Source organism: Variovorax sp. 350MFTsu5.1, from assembly GCF_048302515.1.
Taxonomy (GTDB): domain Bacteria; phylum Pseudomonadota; class Gammaproteobacteria; order Burkholderiales; family Burkholderiaceae_C; genus Variovorax; species Variovorax guangxiensis.
This window is the reverse complement of record NZ_CP157620.1, coordinates 5,683,026-5,703,802: the sequence shown is the minus strand read 5'-3', so window position 1 is coordinate 5,703,802 and position 20,777 is coordinate 5,683,026. Positions and strand designations below refer to the sequence as shown.

The following is a 20,777-nucleotide window of genomic DNA, read 5'->3' as shown; positions in this document are numbered from 1 at the left end:
GCCGCGCGGGCACGGCGTTGTCGTCGGCTCAGGCGGCCTTTTTCGCGGCGCCCAGGTAGGTGTCGATCACGCGCGAGTCGACGGCCAGCTTCTTCGCCTCGCCTTCGAGGCTTACGCTGCCCATCTCGAGCACGTAGCCGTGGTCCGCCACCTCGAGCGCGGCGCGCGCGTTCTGCTCCACCAGCAGGATGGTCACGCCGGTGGCGCGCAGGGCCTTTACGGTGCGGAAGATCTCCTGCACCACCAGCGGCGCGAGCCCGAGGCTGGGCTCGTCGAGCATCAGAAGCGTGGGGCGCGACATCAGCGCGCGGCCCACTGCCAGCATCTGCCGCTCGCCGCCCGAGAGCGTGCCGGCCAGCTGCGCGCGGCGCTCCTTCAGGCGCGGGAACAGCGTGTAGACCTCGTCGATGCGGTCGCGCCACTGGCGGTTGCGCAGCCGCACCTGGCGGAAGGCGCCGAGCACGAGGTTGTCTTCCACCGGCATGGTGCCGAACAGTTCGCGCTTCTCGGGCACGAGCGCAATGCCGAGCATCACGCGCTCCTCCAGCGACAGCCCGTTGACCGGCTGACCCTTGAACTCGATGGTGCCTTTGGAGGGCAGCACGCCCATCAGCGAATTCAGCAGCGTGGACTTGCCCGCGCCGTTCGGGCCGATCACCGTGACCACGCTGCCCTGGCCGGCCTGCAGGTCGATGCCGTGCAGCACCTCGGCGCGGCCGTAGCCGGCGTGCAGGCCGCGGATGCGGAGCAATGGAGATGTCATGTCAGTGCTCCGTTCCCAGATACGCAGCGCGCACCTTGTCGCTCGCCTGCACCTCGGCGGGCGTGCCCTCCATCAGGTGCGTGCCGAATTCCATCACCACGATGTGATCGCAGATGTCCATCACCAGTCCCATGTCGTGCTCGACCAGCAGGATGCTCATGCCCTCGCCGCGCAGCTGGCGCAGCACCTTGCCCAGCGCTTCCTTCTCCTTGTGCCGCAGGCCGGCGGCGGGTTCGTCGAGCAGCAGCAGGGCGGGGTCGGCGCACAGGGCGCGCGCGATTTCCAGCAGGCGCTGCTGGCCCATCGCGAGGTTGCCCGCGAGCTCGTGCAGGTAGTCGCCCATGCCCACGCGCTGCAGCTGGCGCTCGGCCTCGCGGAACAGCGCGCGCTCTTCTGCGCGGTCGATGCGCAGCATGGCGGCGACGGCGCCCTTGCGCCCGCGCAGGTGCGCGCCCAGCGCCACGTTCTCCAGCACCGTCATGTCGGCCACCATCTTCACGTGCTGGAAGGTGCGCGACACGCCGCGCTGCGCGATCTGCCGCGCGCCCAGCCCGCCGATGGCCTCGCCGCGGAAGCTCACCGCGCCGCCCGAGAGCCCGAGCACGCCGGTGATCAGGTTGAAGGTGGTCGACTTGCCCGCGCCGTTCGGCCCGATCAGGCCGACGATCTGGCCCGCGCGCGTCTGGAAGCTGATGTCGTTCACCGCCACCAGTCCGCCGAAGGTCTTGCGGATGGCGCGCACGTCGAGCACCACCTCGCCGGCTGCCGGCCTGGCGCGCGCGGGCAGGTCGCCGGCATCGCGCCAGTCGACCGCGCGGCGCGGGCGCGGCAGGCGGCGGTCGACGAAGGCCCAGAGCCCGTCGGGCAGGTACTTGAGCACCAGCACGATCATGATGCCGAAGACGATCAGCTCGTAGCTGCCGGCCGTGCCGATCAGCTTGGGCAGCAGCACCTGCAGCTGGTCTTCGAGCTGCTTGACCACGCCCGCGCCGGCAATCGCGCCCCACACATGGGCCGCGCCGCCGAGCACTGCCATGAACAGGTACTCGATGCCCATCTTCAGCCCGAAGGGCGACGGGTTCACCGTGCGCTGGAAGTGCGCGAAGAGCCAGCCCGAGACCGATGCGAAGAGGGCGGCGAGTACGAAGATGCCGATCTTGAAGCGCAGCGTGTTCACGCCCATGGCCTCGGCCATCTGCGAGCCGCCGGCCAGCGCGCGGATGGCGCGGCCGCTTCGCGAGTCGAGCAGGCGGATCACCGCGAAGGCCGCGAGCAGCGCGAAGATCCACACCACCGCATAGAACATGCGCTGCTGGCCGATCTCGAAGCCGAACACCGTGAGGCCCTTCACGCCGAGGATGCCGTCGTACTTGCCCAGCGCCTCCAGGTTGCCCATGAGGTAGTAGAGCGACAGCGCCCACGCGATGGTGGCCAGCGGCAGGTAGTGCCCCGACATGCGCAGCGTGATCGCGCCGATGATCGCCGCGCTGATGCCCGTGAGCGCCATGCCGATGAAGAGCGTGACCCATGGCGACAGGCCGGTGTTCACCGTGAGGTAGGCGGTGGTGTACGCGCCGATGCCCACGAAGGCCGCCTGCCCGAAGGAGGTGAGGCCCCCCACGCCGGTGAGCAGCACCAGGCCCAGCACCGGCAGCGTGTAGATGCCGACGTAGTTGAGCTGGATGATCCAGAAGTCGGGCAGCGGCAGCAGCGGCAGCGCGATGAGCACCAGCACCAGCGCGAGCGGGCCCCAGGTGCGCAGCGCGCTCTTGTCGGGCGCATGGGCCGTCGAGGGATTCAGGAGTGCTTCCATGTCAATGTTCCTCGTCCGAATGGCCGCTTTTCAGCGAGCGCCACAGCAGCACCGGCAGGATGATGGTGAACACGATCACTTCCTTGAACGAACTGGCCCAGAAGGAGCCGAAGGACTCGATCACGCCCACGGCCAGCGCGCCGACGAGCGCGCCGGGGTAGCTCGCCAGGCCTGCGATCACGCCGGCCACGAAGCCTTTCAGGCCGATGAGGAAGCCCGAGTCGTAGAACACCGTGGTGGTCGGACCGATCAGCAGGCCCGAGAGCGCGCCGATCAGCGCCGCCATCGCGAAGGTGAGCTGCCCGGCCGCCTGGGTGGAGATGCCCATGAGCCGAGCGCCCAGCCGGTTCACGGCGGTGGCGCGCAGCGCCTTGCCGTACAGGCTGCGCTCGAAGAACAGGTACAGCAGCACGATCAGCGCGGCCGACATGCCGAAGATGATGAGCGCCTGCCCGCTCACGTTGAGAGGCCCGAGCGCCATGCGCTCGTCCCAGAACGGCGGGTTGCGGAAACCCTCCGCGCCGAAGAAGAGCAGGCCCAGCCCGGTCATCGCGAAGTGCACGCCCACCGAGACGATCAGCAGCACCAGCGAGCTCGCACCCGCCAGCGACTGGTAGGCCACGCGGTAAACCAGTGGCCCGAACGCCGTGACGATGAACACCGTGAGCAGCGCCTGCACGCCGATCGGCAGGTTGCGCGGGCCGGCCCAGGCCGAGATCGCGCAGATGACGGCGGGTGCCGCGAGCGTGCGCAAGGCAGCCTTCAGCCCGGCCGCCGCGCTGCCGTTGTGGCGCCAGGTGGTGACCAGGTCCATCAGCGCCGCGACGCCGGCCAGGATGAGCAGCAGCCACACCGTGCCCGGCGTCTTGCCGGTCTGGAAGATCGCCAGCGTCAGCGCGCCGTACGCCACGAATTCGCCCTGCGGAATGAAGATGACGCGGGTCACCGTGAAGACGAGCACGATGCCCATGCCCAGCAGGGCATAGATCGCGCCATTGGTGAGGCCGTCCAGCGTCAGGATGCTGGCGATCGAGAGATCCATGGCGTGTGTTCGATGCGGCTGAAGAAGGGGATTACTGCTCGACCTTGAACGCGCCGTTCACCACCTTGAGCATCACGCCGGTCTCGGTCGTGTAGCCCCAGTGGTCCTGCGCCGTCCAGTTCAGCACGCCGTGCGCGAGCACCGTGCGGCCCATGCCCTCGAGCGCGTCGCGCAGCGCGGCGCGGAACTCGGGCGTGCCGGGCTTGGCCTTCTTGAGCGCGACCGGCACGGCCTTCTCGAGCACCGTGAGCGCGTCGGCCGCGTGGCCGGCGAACTGGTTGCGCGAGCCGGGGCCGTAGGCCTTCTCGTAGCCCTGCACGAAGGCGACGGCGGCGGCCTTCGAGGGATGGCTGTCGGGCAGCTGCTCGGCCACGGTGGCGGGGCCCGAGACCACGAAGGTCCCCTCGGCGTCCTTGCCCGCGGTGCGCATCAGGTCCTGCGTGGCGGCGGCGTGCGTCTGGTAGACCTTGCCCTTGTAGCCGCGCTCCATCACCGCCTTCTGCGGCATGCCGGCGCCGCTGCCCGAAGCCACGATCAGGATCGCGTCGGGATTGGCCGAGGTGAGCTTGAGCACCTGGCCGGTCACGCTGGTGTCGGCGCGCGCGAAGCGCTCGGTGGCGACGATCTTGATGCCGTTCTTGGCGGCCTCGGCCGTCAGCGCCTTGAGCCACAGTTCGCCGTAGGCGTCGGTGTAGCCGAGGAAGCCGACCGTCTTCACGTTCTGCTTCTTCATGTGCGCGACCACCGCGTAGGCCATCACGTCGTTCGACTGAGGCAGGCGGAAGAACCACTTGTCCTTGCCCGGCGGCAGGCCGGCCGGCGCGGTCGACAGCTGCGGCGTGCCCGACTCGGCCGTGACGTCGGCCATCGGGATGGCGACGGGCGTGGCGCTGGAGCCGATGATGATGTCTGCCTTGTCCTCGGTGACCAGGCGCTGCGCGTCCTTCACGCCGGTGGTCGGGTCGGTGGCGTCGTCGAGCACCACCACCTTGAGCGTCTCGCCCGCGATGGTCTTCGGCCAGATGGCGATGCCGTTCTTCACCGGAATGCCCAGGCCCGAGGCCGGGCCGGTGAGCGGCTGCACCACGCCCACGGTGATGTCGGCATGGGCGAGGCCCATGGCCATGAGCGCCAGCATGGCGGCGAGGGTGGTCTTCTTGAAGGTCATCGGTGTCTCCTGGGTACGTTGTGAAGCGGGCGGAACGAACGCGAAAAAGAAGGAAGGGCCTCAGCGCGGCGCCATGCGCAGCGCGCCGTCGATGCGGATCACCTCGCCGTTGAGGTGGCCGTTGGTGACGATGTGGCAGGCCAGCTCGGCGAACTCCGAGGGCTTGCCCAGACGCGGCGGGAAGGGGATGGAGGCAGCCAGCGACTGCTGCACCGGCTCGGGCAGCTCCAGCAGCAGCGGCGTGGCGAAGATGCCCGGCGCCACCGTGCACACGCGGATGGCGTGCTGCGCGAGGTCGCGCGCCATCGGCAGCGTCATGCCGACCAGCCCGCCCTTGGAGGCGCTGTAGGCCTGCTGGCCCACCTGCCCGTCGAAGGCGGCGACCGAGGCGGTGAAGAGCATCACACCCTTCTCGCCGTTGTCCAGGGCCGCGAGCTTCGCGCAGCGCGCGGCGAACAGGCGCGCCATGTTGTAGCCGCCGATCAGGTTGATGTTGACCACGCGCACGAAGTCTTCCAGCGGCGCGGGGCTGCCGTCCTTGCCGACGATGCGCTTGGCGCTGCCGATGCCGGCCACATTCATCAGGATGCGCGCGGGGCCGTGCGCGGCCTCGGCCTTGTCGAGCGCGGCGTTCACGCTGTCGGTGTCGGTGATGTCGCAGGCGCAGGCGATGCCGCCGATCTCGGCTGCGACCTTCTCGGCCAATTCGCCGTTGCGGTCGAGCACCGCGACCTTCGCGCCCAGCCGCGCGAGCTCGCGCGCGGTGGCTTCCCCCAGGCCCGATGCGCCGCCGGTGACCAGTGCGGCTTGTCCTTCGATCTTCATTTGTCTTGTCTCCAGAAAAAGTGTGGAAAGGCTCAGCGTGGCTTCAGGGTGAACGGCAGGCTGCCGTCGTGCATCGCATCGGCCAGCGCGGCGCGGTGCTTGAGCACGGAGCGCTGGTTGATGGAGCCCTTGTCGGTGACCTCGCCCCTGTCGATGGAAGGCGGCTCGGCCATCAGGTGCAGCCGCGCGATGCGGTTGGCGCTGCCGGTGGCGGCGGCGGCCAGCGTGTCGACCACCTGCTGGAAGTGCGCCTGCACGGGTGCGCTTTCCAGCACCTCGCGCATGGTGGCGCCGGCCGGCAGGCCGGCGAGCTCGCGCACCTTCTGCGTCGGGAAGATGAGCGCGCCCACTTCCTTCAGGTTGATGCCGGTCAGCACCGCGTCCTGCACGTAGGGCGCGCCGGCCGCGATGATCTTCGCGCGCATCGGGCCCACGCTCACGAAGGTGCCGGTGGCGAGCTTGAAGTCTTCGGCGATGCGGCCATCGAAGCGCAGGCCGCGATGGATGTTGCCCTCGTCGATCCACTTCACCGCGTCGCCAGTGGAAAAGAAGCCTTCCTCGTCGAAGGCCTCGGCCGTGGCCTCGGGCGCGCGCCAGTAGCCGGGAGTGATGTTGGGGCCGCGGTAGCGCACCTCGGTCTTGCCGTCGACCTCGATCAGCTTGAGCTCGATGCCCGGCGCAGGCAGGCCCACGTCGCCCGACTTCACGTCGGGGCCGGTCACGTAGAGCGCGAAGGGGCCCGATTCGGTCATGCCCAGGCCCGTGCCCATCACGATGCGCTCGCCGACTTCCGACTCCTGAGTGCGGTGCAGGCTGTCCCACACCGGCTGCGAGAGCGCCGCGCCCGAGTAGAAGAACATCTTCACGCGCGACAGCAGGTTGCGGCGCAGCACCTCGTCGGTTTCCATCGCCTGCGCGATGGCCTCGAAGCCGGTGGGCACGTTGAAGTAGATGGTGGGCGCGATCTCGCGCAGGTTGCGCAGCGTCTCGGCCATGCCGGCGGGCGTGGGCTTGCCGTCGTCGATGTAGAGCGTGCCGCCGTTGTCCAGCACGATGCCCACGTTGTGGTTGCCGCCGAAGGTGTGGTTCCAGGGCAGCCAGTCGACCAGCACGGGCGGCTCGTCGCCCAGGGCGGGTATCGACTGGCGCAGCTGCTGCTGGTTGGCGCACCACATGCGGTGCGTGTTGATCACGGCCTTGGGCATCTTGGTCGAGCCCGAGGTGAAGAGGAACTTGGTGATGGTGTCGGGGCCGGTGGCGCGCATCGCCTCGTCGATGGCGCTCGTGGCCGGCGTGGAGGCGAGGGCGCTGAACGCGGTGACGGGCCGGTCCTCGAGGCTGCCCTCGGCCAGCACGACCTCTGTGCCGGTGGGCACCACGGCGGCGATGGCCTTGGCGAAGCGCGCCGCGTCGCTCGCGAAGACGAGGCCGGGCGTGAGGGTGTCGAAGACGTGGCGCAGCTTTTCGAAGTCCTGGCTCACCACCGAGTAGGGGGGCGAGACGGGGCAATAGGGCACCCCGGCGTAGAGGCAGCCCAGCGCCATCAGCGCGTGCTCGATGCCGTTCTCGCTGAGGATCGCGACCGGGCGCTCGGCGCTCAGGCCGCGCTCCAGCAGTGCCTGTCCGATACCGCGTGCTTCCTCCAGCGCCTGCGCGTAGCTCACGCGCAGCCAGTCGCCGGTGCTGCCGTCGGCCAGCCGTTCGCGGCGGGCGATGAAGGTGCGGTCGGGCGTGCGCTCTGCCCAGTGGGCGAGGCGGTCGGTCATGCGTTCGCGGTAGGGGGCGAGCGGCGTTTCGGCGCTCAGGTACTGCGTGCCCGGCGCGCCGTCGCGCAGCACCGCGCGGGTGATGCCGAAGACCAGCGGGCGGTAGCGGACGGCGGGGGCGCTCATCCCTTGCTCACTTTCGCGCCGCGTCCTTCGAGGAAGTCGCGAACGCGCTGCTTGGCCTCGGGCGCGGCCTGCGTGATGCCGGAGATCAGCGCCTCGGTGAAGAAGCCATGGTCGGCCGACTGCTCGGCGATGCGCGGCAGCGCGTGCATCAGCGCGTAGTTGGTGAGCGGGGCGTTGGTGGCTACGCGCCTGGCGAGCTCGAAGGCCTTGTCGAAGGCGGTGCCCTCGTCGACGAGGTACTGCGCGAAGTTGGCGCGCTCGCCGTCCTCGGCGTTGTAGACGCGGCCGGTCATCATCATGTCGGTCATGCGGGCCACGCCGATCAGCTTGGGGATGCGCACCGAGCCGCCGCCGCCCACGAAGATGCCGCGCGAGCCCTCGGGCAGCGCGTAGAAGGTGGTGCGGTCGGCCACGCGGATGTGGCAGGCGCTTGCCAATTCGAGCCCGCCGCCGACCACCGCGCCGTGCAGCGCGGCGATCACCGGCACCGGGCCGTGCTGGATCAGGTCGAGCGCGGCGTGCCACATGCGCGAGTGCTGCATGCCCTGGCCGGCGTCGCGCTCCTTCAGCTCGCTCAGGTCGAGGCCGGCGCAGAAGTGCGGACCCTCGCCGTCGATCACCGCGGCGCGCACGGTGGAAGGCAGCTTCTCGAAGGTGTCGCGCAGCGCGAGGATCAGTCCGTCGGACAGCGCGTTGCGCTTGGAGCCGCGCGTCAGGCGGACGATGGCGACTTCGTCGCGGATGTCGAGTTGGAGGTCTGGATTGGTCATGATGGGGTCCGGGGTTGCGTCGAATTATGGTTATGGGAAATAATCAATTCAAGGAATTTGAAGCCCCCAGAGACTAGGGATTTACCCGTACAGGAGACAGCGCATGGACCATCAGAACCTGATCGCGATCGACATCCACACCCACGCAGAAGTCAGCTGCTGGAACCCGTTCGACAACTATGGCGAGGAATACGACCGCGCGGCCGACAAGTACTTCGGCTCCAGCGGCCGGCCCACCATTGCCGAGAGCGTGGCGTACTACCGCGAAAGGAAGATCGGCCTGGTGATGTTCATGGTCGACGCCGAATCGAACATGGGCCGCCGCCGCATCCCGAACGAGGAGATCGCCGAGGCCGCGAGGAACAACAGCGACATCATGATCGCCTTCGGCAGCGTCGATCCGCACAAGGGAAAGATGGGCGCGCGCGAGGCGCGCCGGCTCATTGAGGAGCACGGCGTGAAGGGCTTCAAGTTCCATCCCACGGTGCAGGGCTACCACCCCTACGACCGCATGGCCTGGCCCATCTACGAGGTCATCGCCGAATACGGCCTGCCGGCCATCTTCCACACCGGCCACAGCGGCATCGGTTCTGGCATGCGCTGCGGCGGCGGCCTGCGGCTGGAGTACAGCAACCCGATGCACCTGGACGACGTGGCCATCGACTTCCCCGACATGCAGATCGTCATGGCGCACCCCAGCTTCCCCTGGCAGGACGAGGCGCTGAGCGTGGCCACGCACAAGCCCAACGTGTGGATCGACCTGTCGGGCTGGAGCCCCAAGTACTTTCCGAAGCAGCTCGTTCAGTACGCCAACACGCTCCTGAAGGACCGCGTGCTCTTCGGCAGCGACTACCCGCTGATCACGCCGGACCGCTGGATGCGCGACTTCGAGAACGCGGGCTTCAAGCCCGAGGTGATGCCCGGCATCCTCAAGGGCAACGCGATGCGGCTGCTGCGGCTCGATGCCGCGCCGGCCGCTCCCGCGCCGTCAGCCGGCTGAAGCCGCCTTGTGCGAACGGCCGGCCGGCGCGGCCGTGTCGTTCCAGTGCTGCTCCCACAGGGCATCGCCACGTTCGAGCGCTGCGCCGAGCTCCTTCTTGCGCCGCTGCACGACGGCGGTAACCAGCGCGTTGCACAGCGACAGCGCCGCCGTGTACGAATCGAAGGGCGACGCGCTCGACGTGCGCACCAGCATCACATGGTCGGCCGCTGAGGCCGCAGCGACCGACGGGCCGTCTGTGATGACGATGACCTTCGCCCCCTTCTCCCTGAAGTACCTGACCGCGCGCGCGGTGGCGAGCCCGTGGCGCCTGAAGGTGAGGGCCAGCAGCACGTCGTTCTCGCCGATCCACAGCAGCTGGTCTTCCAGGAGCAACGGGCCGCCGCCGTTCATCGGGCGAACGTCGGGCAGGCACATGTTCAGGTGCAGCGAGAGGTGGCCGGCCAGCGCGGCGGCATGCCTCTGGCCGGTCACGTGCACGCGCGTCCTGCGCTGCGTGAGCAGCCGCACCGCGCCCTCGAAGGCCGCGACGTCGAGCGCCGCGAAGGTCGAGGCCAGGTTGTGCTGGTCGTGCAGCAGCGCGTTGTCCAGGCAGCTGCGCACCGAGGCGTCGTCGGCGATGACGGCGTCCGCACGCGTGGCCGGCGACGACAGCCGCGCGGTCACCTCCGAGCGCGCCTCGATCTGTGCGTCGGCGTAGCTGGGATAGCCCAGCTTGGCCAGCAGCCGCACCACGGTCGAGGCGCTGGTGCCCACCTTCTTTGCAAGGCTCGTTGCAGATTCGAGGAGGCCCTGCGGGTAGCGCGTCTGCAGTTCGTCGATCAGGCGCTGCTCGCTCCGGGTGAGCTTCCTGCCGTAGCCCGCGATGCGTTGGTTCAGGTTCATGGTCGGGGGCATTCTGCACGCGCAGCGCTGTTACACCCGATTTTGCAATGGTCATTGCAAAAATGAAATCATCTTGCAACAATGCGCGCACTTTCTATTGCACGACAGGACGCCCCATGGAATCCCTCTTCACCGCCGCGGCACTGCGCCGCCGCGAGCTCCTCGCCGCCGGCCTCGCATCGGTGCTGCCTCTGGCGGCGCACGCGCAGGCCTGGCCCTCGCGGCCGGTCACGCTGGTGGTGCCGTTCCCGGCGGGCGGTTCGGTGGACCTGATCGCGCGGCTGTACGCCGATCCGCTGGCGAAGGCGCTGGGTACGCCGGTGGTCATCGACAACCGCGCCGGTGCAGGCGGCTCCATCGCCAGCGCGCAGGTGGCGCGCGCCAAGCCCGACGGCTACACGCTGGTCGCTTCGTCGCAGAGCTCGCACCTGGCCAATCCGCTGACCCAGCCCAACCCGGGCTACGACCCGATCAAGGACTTCGCCTCGATCAGCCAGCTCGCGCGCTCGATCAACGTGCTGCTGGTCAATCCGGCGGTGCCCGCGAAGAACTTCAAGGAATTCATCGCGCTGGTGAAGTCGCGCCCCGGCGAGCTCAACTTCTGCAGCGCCGGCCCGGGCAGCATGGGGCAGCTCAACGTGGAGCTGATGAAGTCGCAGCTGCAGCTCAACGCCACGCACGTGCCGTATCGCGGCGGCGGCCCCCTGGTCACCGCGCTGATCTCGAACGAAGTGCAGTTCGGCCTCGACAACCTTGCGCCCTTCCTGCCGCTGATCCAGTCGGGCAAGCTGCGTGCACTCGCCGTGGCCGCGCCCACGCGCGTGGCGGCGCTACCCGACATCCCGACCTTCGCGGAGCTAGGCTATCCGGTGCTCAACACCACTTCGTGGATCGGCCTGGCCGCGCCCGCGAAGACGCCACCCGAGATCGTCGAGGCGCTGCACAAGGCCGTGCGCTCGGTGGCCGACCAGCCCTCGATGGTCGAGGCGCTGCAGTCGCGCGGCTCGCTGCCGCCGGAGGCGCAATCGCCCGCGCAGTTCACCGCCATGATGTCGGAGCGCCTCGCGGTCTACGGCGACCTGGTCAAGCGCGCCGGCATCCGCGGCGAGTGAGCGCCGCATGACAGAGCCATCTTTCGCGCCCGACACGGCGCCGCTGGAAGTGCTGCCGCGCGACATCTCAGCCTACCGGCAGGGAAACACAGGCATCGACTACGTGCACCGCTTCGAGTCGGGCCGACCGGGGCCGCACGTGCTGGTCAACGCGCTGACCCACGGCAACGAGATCTGCGGCATGGTCGCCGCCACGCACCTGCTGGACACCGGCGTGCGGCCGAAGACCGGCTCGCTCACCGTGAGCTTCGCGAATGTGGAGGCCTACAACGCCTTCGACATCACGCTGCCTTACGAGAACCGCCAGCTGGTGCACAACCTCAACCGCATCTGGTCGAAGGCCATGCTCGATGGCAGCGAGGACAGCCCCGAACTGCGCCGCGCGCGCGAGCTGCGGCCGGTGCTGGACGCGGCCGACTACGTGCTCGACATCCATTCGACCCGCGCACCGGTGCAGCCCTTCTGGGTATACCCGGAGTTCGAGCGCAACGCCGGGCTGGCGCTGGCCATCGGCAATCCGCTGGTGCACCTGGTGATGCCGGTGGGTGGCGCTCCGGGCACGGGCGTGACGGCCTACGGCCGCCATGGCGAGGAGGGCGTCGACGGCGGCGCGGTGGTCGTGGAATGCGGCCAGCATTTCAGCCGGGCGGCGGCCGAACTGGCGACCGACGTGACGCTGCGCTTCCTCGCGCACCTGGGGCTGGTCGAGCCGCCGCCGGGCGCCGAACGGAAGGCGCCGGCGCGGCGCTTCCGGCTGCTCGAAGTGCACATGGTGAAGACCGAGAGCTTCGCCTTCGCTCGACCGGTGCTGGGCTTCGAAGTCTTCAGCAAGGGGGAGCTGATCGCGACCGACGCGGGCCAGGAGATCCGCTCGCCCTGCGACGACTGCACGATCTTCATGCCCACGCGCGCGCCGCTGGTGGGGCGCGAGGGCGTGTACCTGACGGTGCCGATCTAGCTGCGCCTGTTCAGGGCGCGGACTGCGATTCCGGCTCGGCTTCCGGCGCCGCCACTTCCTCGTCGTCGAGCTTGCCCCAGTCGCGCCCGAGCCGCCGCTGGCGCTCCTCGCGCTCGCGCGCCATCTGCTCCTCGAACTGCTGGCGGCCGGCCTTGTTGGCGGCGATCAGCTTGGCGCGGTCTTTGTAGTGCGGGTAGATCTCGTTGCTGAGCTCGATGTTGCGGCGGCGGAAGCGCATCGCCGATTCGCGCGCCTCGTGCGCCGGCCAGCCCAGCGCCTCCAGCGTCGAGCGCGCGCTGCGCAGCGAGGACTCGAACACCTCGCGCTCCACCTCCGTCACGCCGCGGTCGCGCAGCTGGAACAGGTGCGTCACGTTGCGCGCCCGCGCGATGATGCGCGCCTGCGGGAAGTTCTCCTTCACGAGGTCGACGATTTCGAGCGACTGCTCGATGTCGTCCACCGCCACCACGATCACCTTGGCCGTGCCCGCGCCTGCGGTGCGCAGCAGGTCGAGCCGCGTCGCGTCGCCGTAGAACACGCGGAAGCCGAACTGCCGCAGGCCTTCGACGGTGTCGGCGTCGTGGTCGAGCACCGTCACGCGCAGGCCCTGCGACATCAGCATGCGCCCGACGATCTGGCCGTAGCGGCCGAAGCCGCAGATCAGCACCTTGGCGTCCTGCTGCTCCGAGATCTCTTCGAGCTTCGTGCCCGTGTTGCGGCTGTAGCGCGGCAGCACGAACCGGTCGAGCAGCACCAGCAGAAGCGGCGACAGCAGCATCGACAGCGCCACCGCGCCGATCAGCAGCGAGGTGACCTCGGGCGGCAGCACGTCGGGGCCCGCCGCCTGGAACACCACGAAGGCGAATTCGCCGCCCTGCGCGAGCAGCAGCGTGAACACCGGCCGCTCCTGGTAGGCGATGCCCATGGCCTTGGCGAGCGCGTAGATCACCACCAGCTTGACGACCATGAAGCCGACCACCAGCATCGCCATGATCCACGGGCTCGCGATCAGCACGCCGAAGTTGATCGACATGCCCACCGCGATGAAGAAGAGGCCCAGCAGCAGGCCCTTGAAGGGCTCGATGTCGGTCTCGAGTTCGCGCCGGTATTCGCTCTCGGCCAGCAGCACGCCGGCGAGGAAGGCGCCCAGCGCCATCGACAGGCCCACCAGCTGCATCAGCGCCGCGATGGCCACCACCAGCAGCAGGGCGGCGGCGGTGAAGATCTCGGGCGTGTCGCTGCGCGCGATCCAGCGCAGGATGGGCCGCAGCAGCAGCCGGCCGCCGAGGATGATGCCGCCGATCACGCCGATGATCTTCGCTGCCTCCAGCGCGCGCTCCAGCCCGGTCATCGACTGCTCTGCCGCGGTGGCGCCGGCCAGCAGCGGCAGCAGCGCGAGGATCGGAATGGCCGCCACGTCCTGGAACAGCAGGATCGAGAAGCCGGCCTGCCCGCTGGGCGTCTTCAGCAGGTTGCGCTCGCCGAACACCTGCAGCGCGATGGCGGTGGAAGAGAGCGCCAGGCCCAGCGCCGCCACCAGCGCCACGCGCCAGCTGGCGCCCACGGCGCAGCCGACCGCGAACAGCACGGCCGCGCAGCTCAGCACCTGCGCCGTGCCCCAGCCGAAGATGGGCCGGCGCAGGTTCCACAGGCGCTTGGGTTCGAGCTCCAGGCCCACCAGGAAGAGCATCAGCACCACGCCGAACTCGGCGAAATGCAGCACGTCCTCGACGCTGGAGACCAGCCCCAGCCCCCAGGGCCCGATGGCGATGCCGGCCACGAGGTAGCCGATGATCGAGCCCAGTCCGAGGGCCTTCGACAGCGGCACCACCAGCACGGCGGCGCTCAGGTAGATCAGGCTGTTGGTCAGCCAGGCGGGTGCGTGTTCCATTCAGGCCGCCTTCCCGTTTCCGCCAGTGGAGGCTGTGGTGGTGGCCAGCCCATGGGTCATTGCCGCGCGGAATGCGTCGGAGACTACCTTGCCGACCTCGTCGTTGTCGGCAGGCCGGTCGCTCTCGGGCACGGGGCAGGCGATGCAGGCGTCGATCTCCTCGATCTCCGGCCAGTCGGGATAGCTGCCCAGCCGCTGGGCGAAGGTGTCGACGTGGGCCTTCACCGCCGCCTCGCCGGCGCTGCGCGCGCCGTAGAAGATCATCGGCGGCAAAAAGCGCATGCCGCACAGCGCGGCGGTCTGCTCGTAGGGCGGCAGGAAGGCGTCGAAGAAATAGCGGTGGTAGTTCTGCGGGTGGTAGCTGGCCTCGGGGCTGCCGGTGGTTGCGACCAGCCAGAGGTCCTTGCCCTGCAGGGCGGTGCCGCCGGGGCCGTAGGCCCAGCCGTAGGCGAGCACGTCGTCGAGCCAGAGCTTCTGCAGCGCGGGCATCGAGTACCACTGGATCGGATGCACCAGCACCACCAGGCTGGCCCTGGCGAGCCGGGCCTGCTCGGCCTCGACGTCGATGGCGAAATCGGGGTAGCTGCCGTAGAGGTCGTTGACGTCGACCCCCGGCACGCCGCGCGCGGCTGCGAGCATGCGGCGGTTGACGCGCGAGTCGCGCCAGTGGGGGTGCGCGGCCAGCACATAGATGCCGCCGGAGCCGGTTTCGGTGCCCTCGGCGGGAGTTCCCGTCGGTGTTGTTGTCGTCATCCCGCGAACATATCTCAAGAGCACGCTGCAAGGCGTTTCGCCGGGCAAAAACGCTCAGCGACTACCATTTGCGCTGTTGCCGTTCTGGAGGAGTGCTTTTATGCCGGTGGTTCTGGTCGCCAATCCCAAGGGGGGCGTGGGCAAGTCGACGATCGCGACGAACGTCGCGGGCTACTTCGCAAGCCGCGGCCATGCCGTGATGCTGGGCGACGTGGACCGCCAGCAATCCTCACGCCTGTGGCTGGGCCTGCGCCCGCCGATGGCCCGGCCGATCTCCACCTGGGAAGCCACCGGCGAAAGCACCGTGGTGCGCCCGCCGCGCGGCACCACGCACGCGGTGCTCGACACGCCCGCCGGCCTGCACGGCTGGCGCTTCAAGGAAGTGCTGGCGCTGGCCGACCGGGTGATCGTGCCGCTGCAGCCCAGCATCTTCGACATCTACGCCACGCGCGATTTCCTCGACCGGCTGCTGGAGAACCGCCGCGCCGAGAAGACGAAGATCGGCCTCGTCGGCATGCGGGTGAACGCCCGCACGCTGGCGGCCGACCGGCTCCACGAGTTCATCGCGGGGCTTGGCGTGCCGGTGATCGGCGAGCTGCGCGACACGCAGAACTACGTGCAACTGGCCGCGCGCGGGCTCACGCTGTTCGACATCGCACCCGGGCGCGTGCAGCGCGACCTGGAGCAGTGGCAGCCGATCTGCGAATGGCTCGACGCCTGAACGGCGTGCTGCCTGCTCCCGGTTTACCCTGATCCCGGTTGTCGCGAGGCCGACAGCCGCGCGGCGACCCCAGACGCCAGAATGCCCCGCATGACCAAGAAGACATTCCAGACCCTTCCGGATCTCGCCGCCTGCGTCGGCCAGGAAGTCGCCGTGAGCGACTGGATCGCCATCACGCAGGAGCAGGTCAACCAGTTCGCCGAGGCGACGGGCGACCACCAGTGGATCCACGTCGACATCGAGCGGGCCAAGGCCGGCCCCTTCGGCGGGCCGATCGCGCACGGTTTTCTCACGCTGTCGCTGCTGCCGCGCTTCTACGAGACGGCGCTGGACGTGGTCGAGTCGCGCATGGGCGTGAACTACGGCCTGAACAAGGTGCGCTTCATGTCGCCGGTGCCGGTGGGCAAGCGCCTGCGGGCGCGCATGAAGCTGCTGACGGCGGAGCCCATTGCCGACGATGGTTTCCAGATGACCTGGGAAACCACCATCGAGCTCGAGGGTGCCGCCAAGCCGGCCTGCGTGGCCGAGTCGGTGGTGCGCCGCTACCGCTGAAGGCGCGGCGGCCTTCTTTTCTCTTTCTCGTTCTTTCTACATCCGGCGGTCGGTCACTTCGCCATAGGTGGCTGCGCCCTGGCGGGTGATGCTGCGGGCGCTGGCGCGCACTGCGTCACGGTCGGTATTGCCGTTCCTGGCCTGCGTCACGCCGGCACCGCCGTTGCCGATCTGCAGCGGCTGGCGCGCATCGGCCTGCACTTGCGCGCGCGACAGCGTCGACTGGAACGGCGCGGGCGGCAGCGGGTTCTGCTCTCCCTGGAAGGCTTGCGCGCCGCTGGCGAAAACGAGCGTGGCGAAGGCGGCGAGGGCAATCGGCTTGGCGTTCATGGCGGGACTCCTTGGAGCAAGGTGGTGGATGGAGCAAATGCCGGTCGGCTGATGGCCGGCATGTCTTCCTTACGGCGCACCTCGCCGGTCGGATGTGTCCGCCCCTGTTGCCCGTAGGGGCGGCCGATGGGTCAGCCGAAGCCGTTTTGCCGCCAGGCTTCGAACACCGTCACCGCCACCGCGTTCGAGAGATTCAGGCTGCGCTGGCCCTCGCGCATCGGCAGCCGCAGGCGCTGGGCCTCGGGGAAGCCGTCGCGCAGCGCGGACGGCAGGCCGCTGGTTTCCGAGCCGAACACCAGCCAGTCGCCGGGCTGGAAGCGTATGTCGTGCACCGGACGCGAGCCGCGCGTGGTGAGCGCGAACATGCGATCGGTGGCCGGCTGCTCGGCCGAGAGCAGGGCCTGCCAGTCGGCGTGGCGCCTGACCTCGGCGTACTCGTGATAGTCGAGACCGGCACGGCGCAGCAGGCGGTCGTCCATCGAGAAACCCAGCGGCTCCACGAGGTGCAGCTTGCAGCCGGTGTTGGCTGCGAGCCGGATCACGTTGCCGGTGTTCGGGGGGATTTCGGGGTGGACCAGGACGATATTGAACATGCGGCGATTGTCGGCGGGGCGGCACGAGGCTCAGCGTGGCGGATCGGTCCGGGCGAGCACGATGGCGGTGACGTGGGCCGCGCCGGCCTGCCGCAGCACCTCTGCGGCGGTGAAGATCGATGCGCCGCTGGTCATCACGTCGTCCACCAGCACGACGCGCCGGCCGCGCAGCTTGTGGGCGCGCAGCGGTTCGACGGCGAAGGCGCCGCGCAGGTTGCGCAGCCGCTCGGCGCGCGACAGGCCGCTCTGCGCCGGCGTTTCGCGTGTGCGAAGGAGCAGGGTGGCGTCGGTCTTCGTTGGCGCCAGTCGGCGTGCCAGTTCGTGCGCCTGGTTGAAGCCGCGTTCGCGCAATCGGCCGCGCGCAAGCGGCATCGGCAGCACGATGTCGCCGGCTTCCAGCGCGGGCTCCACCCAGGGCGCGCTGCGCAGGAGCGTGGCGAAGGGACCGGCCCAGCCGGCCTCGCCACGGAACTTGAAGGCGGCGATGGCGTCCGGCCAGGGCCAGGCGTAGGTGCAGGCTGCGAGGCAGGCATCCAGCGGCGGCGGGTTCTTCACGCACTCGCCGCAGCGGCTAACGCCATCTGGCACGGGCAGGGCGCAGCCCCCGCAGCGCGCGGCTGGCGGTGCGAAGCGGGCCACGCAGGCGTCGCACACGGGGCGCGAGGGCCAGGCGCGGCAGACCGCGCACTGGCTGGGCAGCCGCGCCAGCAGCGAGCCGAACGACGCGAAAGGGGAAAGAGGAGCGAAAGGCCACATGGCCCGGAGGCTGGACATCGCCTCAATATACTCACGGCCCCATGGCCACCGACCCCACAAGACGACCGCCGACCATCGATGCCACGGCGGCCGCCCGCTGGCGCCGGCTCGCGCCCGCTGATGGCGCCTCTCCCTGGCTGCACGAGGAAATCGGCCGCCGAATGGAAGACCGGCTGCAATGGATCAAGGCCCAGCCTCGCCACTGGGCCGACTGGGCGCCGCTGCGCAGCGGCCTCGAGGCCCATGAACTTGTCGCACGCCGCTACAAGGACGCGGCCTCCTACGTGATCGAACCCGAGCCCGCGCTCGCCGCCGCCACCGGCCAGGCGCTCGCCGCGCCGTGGTGGAGCGCGCGGCGCTGGCAGGCCGGCAAGGCGCGCTTCGAGGCGCCGCCCGAAGACGGTGTCGACCTGCTCTGGGCCAACATGTCGCTGCACATGGCGGCCGACCCCGAGGCGCTGATCTCGCACTGGCACAGGCTGGTGGCGACCGACGGCTTCCTCATGTTCTCCTGCCTCGGCCCCGACACCGTGCGCGAGCTGCGCGCGCTGCATGCCCGCCTCGGCTGGCCGGCCGCGGGCCACGAGTACACCGACATGCACGACTGGGGCGACATGCTGGTGCATGCCGGCTTCGCCGAGCCGGTGATGGACATGGAGCGCATCGTGCTGACCTGGGCCACGCCCGAGGCGGCGCTGGCCGAGCTGCGCACGCTGGGCCGCAACCTGCATCCGGCGCGCTTTCCGGCGCTGCGGGGCAAGGGCTGGCTCCAGTCGTTGAAGAAGGCGCTGCCCGAACTCGCGCCGGCCGAGGGCGGCGACGGGCGCATCGCGCTGACCTTCGAGGTCGTCTACGGCCACGCGTTCAAGCCGGTGCCGCGCGTGTCGCTCGCGGCCGAGAGCGCGGTGTCGTTGCGCGAGATGCGATCGATGCTCCAGCGCGGGCGTCCGGGCGCCTGAGCGATCGCGGCGGGCGCGTGTGGAAAACGTGTGCCGGAAACGCTAGTCGTACAGGGCGTTTCTTGCCTACTAGTAGTGACCCGTAGGCGTCCCACAGGGCACTCGGGCGCAGGTATCTACCCGCTACAATCCGCCGTTGCGTGAAACTCGCGGGTATTGTCCCGCGATCGAGGGGTGTCGGATCCTGTTCGTACGAGAGGGTTTGGCGACCGTCGACGCACCGATTTGCTGAACTCGCCCGTGTCGAATTCCGTGTTTCGATTTGCCACCGTTTCAGGCCAGAGCATCCACTGGTTCCTGAAGCGCAACTGCTCGGTGACGCCGAGCCAGCTGGGCTGGCTCTACGCCTCGCTGTGCGTGGTATCTCTCGGCATCGGCACCCTGTTCTGGCTGCACGGTGCGCCCATGGTGCTGCCTTTTGCCTGGCTCGAACTGGCCGCTGTCGGGTTTGCGTTCATGGTCTACGCACGGCATGCGACAGACGGCGAGAAGATCGCATTGCAGGAGGGGCGGCTCGTCGTGGAGCTCGAAAACGGCGGGCACTACGAGCGCACGGAATTTCTTCCGCACCAGGTGCGGATCGAACCCCAGACCGGCGATCGCTCGCTGATCGAGGTCTCGGGGCAGGGTCGATCGGTCAGGGTGGGGCGCTATGTACGCCCGGAGTTGCGTGCGGCCTTGGCCCGCGAGATTCGAATGGCGTTGCGTGGCGCCTGAGGGGGCTCGCGCAGTGCTGCACGGTTGGGTTTGTCGAAAAATTGAAGAAACGTGAACACGATGAAGAGCATTTGGCGCAATAAGTACAGGCCGGCGAATCTGTTGCTGGCGGCCGGCGCGGCTTTCAGCAGCGCGGCGCACGCAGTCAACGATCTGCCCGGCGGCCCTTCGGTGCGCCAGTTGAATCTTCCGGTCGGCGTGACCAAGATCGCGCAGGAGCAGCATCTGCTCCACACGATCATGATGATCCTGTGCACGGTCATCTTCGTCGGCGTGTTCGCGGTGATGTTCTATTCCATCTGGAAGCACCGCAAGTCGGTGGGCCACAAGGCCGCCAACTTCCATGAATCGGTGGTGGTCGAGGTCATCTGGACCATCGTGCCCTTCCTCATCGTCATCATCATGGCGCTGCCCGCCACCAAGGTGCTGGTGGCCCAGAAGGACACCACCAACGCCGACCTCACGATCAAGACCACTGGCTATCAGTGGAAGTGGGGCTACGACTATCTGAACGGCGAAGGCGAGGGCCTGGCCTTCATTTCCACGCTCGACAGCTCGCAGCGCGCCATGTCCGACGCGGGCGCCAGGGGCCAGATGCCCGACGACTACCTGCTCAAGGTCGACAACCCTCTGGTCGTGCCGGTCAACAAGAAGGTCCGCATCATCACCACCGCGAACGACGTGATCCACGCCTTCGCCGTGCCGCAACTGGGCCTCAAGCAGGACGCCATCCCCGGCTTCGTTCGCGACACCTGGTTCCGCGCCGAGACCGTGGGCGACTACTACGGCCAGTGCCAGGAACTGTGCGGCAAGGAACACGCCTACATGCCCATCCACGTGAAGGTGGTCTCGGCCGCCGACTACACGACCTGGGTGGCCGCCAAGCGCAAGGAAGCCGCAGCCAAGCTCGACGATCCGACCAAGGTCTGGACCCTGCCCGACATGCTCGCGCGCGGCGAGAAGGTCTATGCCGCCAACTGCGCGGCCTGCCACCAGGCCAACGGCAAGGGCGCCGGCCCGATCAAGCCGCTGGACGGCTCGGCCAAGGTGACCGACGCCGACCACAAGGTCCAGCTGACGGTGCTGCTCAACGGTCAGAACAACGGTGCAATGCCCTCCTGGAAGCAACTGAGCGATACCGACCTCGCGGCCGTGGCCACGTACACCAAGAACAGCTGGTCGAACAAGACGGGCCAGCTGGTGCAGCCGGCCGAAGTGCTGGCCCTGCGCGCCAAGTGATGCGCGAGCGCCCCGCGACGAAGAAATTGCAAGGAACA

21 protein-coding genes are annotated in these 20,777 nt (G+C 68.9%); 8 read left to right on the top strand and 13 right to left on the bottom strand.

Annotated features, from left to right (window positions below; genetic code table 11):
* Positions 1-28: 28 nt before the first annotated feature.
* Genes ABL843_RS26060 through ABL843_RS26030 form a run of 7 tightly spaced genes read right to left on the bottom strand, consistent with a single transcriptional unit; the run spans position 29 to position 8,273 of the window.
* The gene (locus ABL843_RS26060) at positions 29-763 is read right to left on the bottom strand and encodes an ABC transporter ATP-binding protein (protein ID WP_418117832.1); all 735 of its coding nucleotides are present in this window, start codon (positions 761-763) and stop codon (positions 29-31) included.
* 1 nt (position 764) lies between these two features.
* Positions 765-2,576 (bottom strand): ABC transporter permease subunit, encoded by a 1,812-nt coding sequence (locus tag ABL843_RS26055; RefSeq protein WP_184640717.1) that lies wholly within the window; start codon positions 2,574-2,576, stop codon positions 765-767.
* A 1-nt stretch (position 2,577) separates the two neighbouring features.
* A complete protein-coding gene (locus ABL843_RS26050) occupies positions 2,578-3,618 on the bottom strand; it encodes a branched-chain amino acid ABC transporter permease (protein ID WP_184640716.1) in 1,041 nt (346 codons plus the stop codon).
* A gap of 31 nt (positions 3,619-3,649) precedes the next feature.
* On the bottom strand, positions 3,650-4,786 hold the full coding sequence (locus ABL843_RS26045; RefSeq protein WP_184640715.1) for an ABC transporter substrate-binding protein: 1,137 nt from the start codon (positions 4,784-4,786) through the stop codon (positions 3,650-3,652).
* A gap of 60 nt (positions 4,787-4,846) precedes the next feature.
* Positions 4,847-5,611: an SDR family NAD(P)-dependent oxidoreductase gene (locus ABL843_RS26040; RefSeq protein WP_418117831.1), complete on the bottom strand. Its 765-nt coding sequence runs from the start codon at positions 5,609-5,611 to the stop codon at positions 4,847-4,849.
* A gap of 32 nt (positions 5,612-5,643) precedes the next feature.
* Positions 5,644-7,503 carry a feruloyl-CoA synthase gene (locus ABL843_RS26035; RefSeq protein ID WP_418117830.1) on the bottom strand — a complete coding sequence of 620 codons (1,860 nt, stop codon included), beginning with the start codon at positions 7,501-7,503 and terminating at the stop codon, positions 5,644-5,646.
* The gene (locus tag ABL843_RS26030; RefSeq protein ID WP_418117829.1) at positions 7,500-8,273 is read right to left on the bottom strand and encodes a crotonase/enoyl-CoA hydratase family protein; all 774 of its coding nucleotides are present in this window, start codon (positions 8,271-8,273) and stop codon (positions 7,500-7,502) included. Before ABL843_RS26030 ends, ABL843_RS26035 begins: the two co-directional genes overlap by 4 nt.
* Before the next feature lie 103 nt (positions 8,274-8,376).
* Between ABL843_RS26030 and ABL843_RS26025 the strand changes: the two genes are divergently transcribed.
* Positions 8,377-9,273: an amidohydrolase family protein gene (locus ABL843_RS26025; protein WP_369660876.1), complete on the top strand. Its 897-nt coding sequence runs from the start codon at positions 8,377-8,379 to the stop codon at positions 9,271-9,273.
* Here ABL843_RS26025 and ABL843_RS26020 read toward each other — a convergent pair.
* On the bottom strand, positions 9,262-10,158 hold the full coding sequence (locus tag ABL843_RS26020; RefSeq protein WP_369660877.1) for a MurR/RpiR family transcriptional regulator: 897 nt from the start codon (positions 10,156-10,158) through the stop codon (positions 9,262-9,264). The two genes, ABL843_RS26025 and ABL843_RS26020, sit on opposite strands and share 12 nt — an antisense overlap.
* Before the next feature lie 116 nt (positions 10,159-10,274).
* On the opposite strand from ABL843_RS26020, the gene ABL843_RS26015 reads away from it, so the two are divergent.
* Both ABL843_RS26015 and ABL843_RS26010 read left to right on the top strand, forming a co-directional pair.
* A complete protein-coding gene (locus tag ABL843_RS26015; RefSeq protein ID WP_184640709.1) occupies positions 10,275-11,270 on the top strand; it encodes a Bug family tripartite tricarboxylate transporter substrate binding protein in 996 nt (331 codons plus the stop codon).
* A gap of 7 nt (positions 11,271-11,277) precedes the next feature.
* Positions 11,278-12,228, top strand: a complete 951-nt coding sequence (locus ABL843_RS26010) for a succinylglutamate desuccinylase (protein WP_418117828.1) — start codon at positions 11,278-11,280, stop codon at positions 12,226-12,228.
* A 10-nt stretch (positions 12,229-12,238) separates the two neighbouring features.
* Here the strand turns inward: ABL843_RS26010 and kefC are convergent, their stop codons facing one another.
* Positions 12,239-14,119 (bottom strand): glutathione-regulated potassium-efflux system protein KefC, encoded by a 1,881-nt coding sequence (kefC, locus tag ABL843_RS26005; protein ID WP_418117827.1) that lies wholly within the window; start codon positions 14,117-14,119, stop codon positions 12,239-12,241.
* Positions 14,120-14,872, bottom strand: coding sequence for an NAD(P)H-dependent oxidoreductase (locus ABL843_RS26000; RefSeq protein WP_418117826.1), 753 nt, complete (start codon positions 14,870-14,872; stop codon positions 14,120-14,122).
* Positions 14,873-14,972: 100 nt separating this feature from the next.
* Here ABL843_RS26000 and ABL843_RS25995 point away from each other — a divergent pair, with 100 nt between their 5' ends.
* Entirely contained in the window at positions 14,973-15,593 is a 621-nt protein-coding gene (locus ABL843_RS25995) for a ParA family protein (RefSeq protein WP_126025567.1), read from the top strand.
* Between the two features lie 81 nt (positions 15,594-15,674).
* Positions 15,675-16,145 carry a MaoC family dehydratase gene (locus ABL843_RS25990; protein WP_418117824.1) on the top strand — a complete coding sequence of 157 codons (471 nt, stop codon included), beginning with the start codon at positions 15,675-15,677 and terminating at the stop codon, positions 16,143-16,145.
* A 36-nt stretch (positions 16,146-16,181) separates the two neighbouring features.
* Here the strand turns inward: ABL843_RS25990 and ABL843_RS25985 are convergent, their stop codons facing one another.
* From ABL843_RS25985 to ABL843_RS25975, 3 genes are all read right to left on the bottom strand, one after another.
* Positions 16,182-16,475, bottom strand: a complete 294-nt coding sequence (locus ABL843_RS25985; protein WP_418117823.1) for a DUF4148 domain-containing protein — start codon at positions 16,473-16,475, stop codon at positions 16,182-16,184.
* A gap of 131 nt (positions 16,476-16,606) precedes the next feature.
* Positions 16,607-17,068 carry a tRNA (uridine(34)/cytosine(34)/5-carboxymethylaminomethyluridine(34)-2'-O)-methyltransferase TrmL gene (gene trmL, locus ABL843_RS25980; RefSeq protein ID WP_184640704.1) on the bottom strand — a complete coding sequence of 154 codons (462 nt, stop codon included), beginning with the start codon at positions 17,066-17,068 and terminating at the stop codon, positions 16,607-16,609.
* Between the two features lie 30 nt (positions 17,069-17,098).
* The gene (locus tag ABL843_RS25975) at positions 17,099-17,824 is read right to left on the bottom strand and encodes a phosphoribosyltransferase family protein (RefSeq protein WP_418120520.1); all 726 of its coding nucleotides are present in this window, start codon (positions 17,822-17,824) and stop codon (positions 17,099-17,101) included.
* Between the two features lie 41 nt (positions 17,825-17,865).
* Between ABL843_RS25975 and ABL843_RS25970 the strand changes: the two genes are divergently transcribed.
* The 3 genes from ABL843_RS25970 to coxB all read left to right on the top strand — a co-directional run bounded on the left by ABL843_RS25970 (position 17,866) and on the right by coxB (position 20,739).
* Positions 17,866-18,783 (top strand): class I SAM-dependent methyltransferase, encoded by a 918-nt coding sequence (locus tag ABL843_RS25970; protein ID WP_126025563.1) that lies wholly within the window; start codon positions 17,866-17,868, stop codon positions 18,781-18,783.
* Positions 18,784-19,023: 240 nt separating this feature from the next.
* On the top strand, positions 19,024-19,500 hold the full coding sequence (locus tag ABL843_RS25965; protein WP_126025562.1) for a DUF2244 domain-containing protein: 477 nt from the start codon (positions 19,024-19,026) through the stop codon (positions 19,498-19,500).
* A 60-nt stretch (positions 19,501-19,560) separates the two neighbouring features.
* Positions 19,561-20,739 carry a cytochrome c oxidase subunit II gene (coxB, locus tag ABL843_RS25960; protein WP_126025561.1) on the top strand — a complete coding sequence of 393 codons (1,179 nt, stop codon included), beginning with the start codon at positions 19,561-19,563 and terminating at the stop codon, positions 20,737-20,739.
* Positions 20,740-20,777 lie beyond the last annotated feature (38 nt).

Coding starts and splice junctions, on each gene's coding strand:
- ABL843_RS25995 (WP_126025567.1), top strand. CDS start 14,973: ATGCCGGTGGTTCTGGTCGCCAATCCCAAGGGGGGCGTGGGCAAGTCG.
- ABL843_RS25970 (WP_126025563.1), top strand. CDS start 17,866: ATGGCCACCGACCCCACAAGACGACCGCCGACCATCGATGCCACGGCG.
- ABL843_RS26015 (WP_184640709.1), top strand. CDS start 10,275: ATGGAATCCCTCTTCACCGCCGCGGCACTGCGCCGCCGCGAGCTCCTC.
- ABL843_RS26045 (WP_184640715.1), bottom strand. CDS start 4,786: ATGACCTTCAAGAAGACCACCCTCGCCGCCATGCTGGCGCTCATGGCC.
- ABL843_RS25975 (WP_418120520.1), bottom strand. CDS start 17,824: ATGTGGCCTTTCGCTCCTCTTTCCCCTTTCGCGTCGTTCGGCTCGCTG.
- ABL843_RS26035 (WP_418117830.1), bottom strand. CDS start 7,503: ATGAGCGCCCCCGCCGTCCGCTACCGCCCGCTGGTCTTCGGCATCACC.
- ABL843_RS26050 (WP_184640716.1), bottom strand. CDS start 3,618: ATGGATCTCTCGATCGCCAGCATCCTGACGCTGGACGGCCTCACCAAT.
- ABL843_RS26020 (WP_369660877.1), bottom strand. CDS start 10,158: ATGAACCTGAACCAACGCATCGCGGGCTACGGCAGGAAGCTCACCCGG.
- trmL (WP_184640704.1), bottom strand. CDS start 17,068: ATGTTCAATATCGTCCTGGTCCACCCCGAAATCCCCCCGAACACCGGC.
- ABL843_RS26055 (WP_184640717.1), bottom strand. CDS start 2,576: ATGGAAGCACTCCTGAATCCCTCGACGGCCCATGCGCCCGACAAGAGC.
- ABL843_RS25990 (WP_418117824.1), top strand. CDS start 15,675: ATGCCCCGCATGACCAAGAAGACATTCCAGACCCTTCCGGATCTCGCC.
- ABL843_RS26060 (WP_418117832.1), bottom strand. CDS start 763: ATGACATCTCCATTGCTCCGCATCCGCGGCCTGCACGCCGGCTACGGC.
- coxB (WP_126025561.1), top strand. CDS start 19,561: ATGAAGAGCATTTGGCGCAATAAGTACAGGCCGGCGAATCTGTTGCTG.
- kefC (WP_418117827.1), bottom strand. CDS start 14,119: ATGGAACACGCACCCGCCTGGCTGACCAACAGCCTGATCTACCTGAGC.
- ABL843_RS26010 (WP_418117828.1), top strand. CDS start 11,278: ATGACAGAGCCATCTTTCGCGCCCGACACGGCGCCGCTGGAAGTGCTG.
- ABL843_RS26000 (WP_418117826.1), bottom strand. CDS start 14,872: ATGACGACAACAACACCGACGGGAACTCCCGCCGAGGGCACCGAAACC.
- ABL843_RS26040 (WP_418117831.1), bottom strand. CDS start 5,611: ATGAAGATCGAAGGACAAGCCGCACTGGTCACCGGCGGCGCATCGGGC.
- ABL843_RS25985 (WP_418117823.1), bottom strand. CDS start 16,475: ATGAACGCCAAGCCGATTGCCCTCGCCGCCTTCGCCACGCTCGTTTTC.
- ABL843_RS26025 (WP_369660876.1), top strand. CDS start 8,377: ATGGACCATCAGAACCTGATCGCGATCGACATCCACACCCACGCAGAA.
- ABL843_RS26030 (WP_418117829.1), bottom strand. CDS start 8,273: ATGACCAATCCAGACCTCCAACTCGACATCCGCGACGAAGTCGCCATC.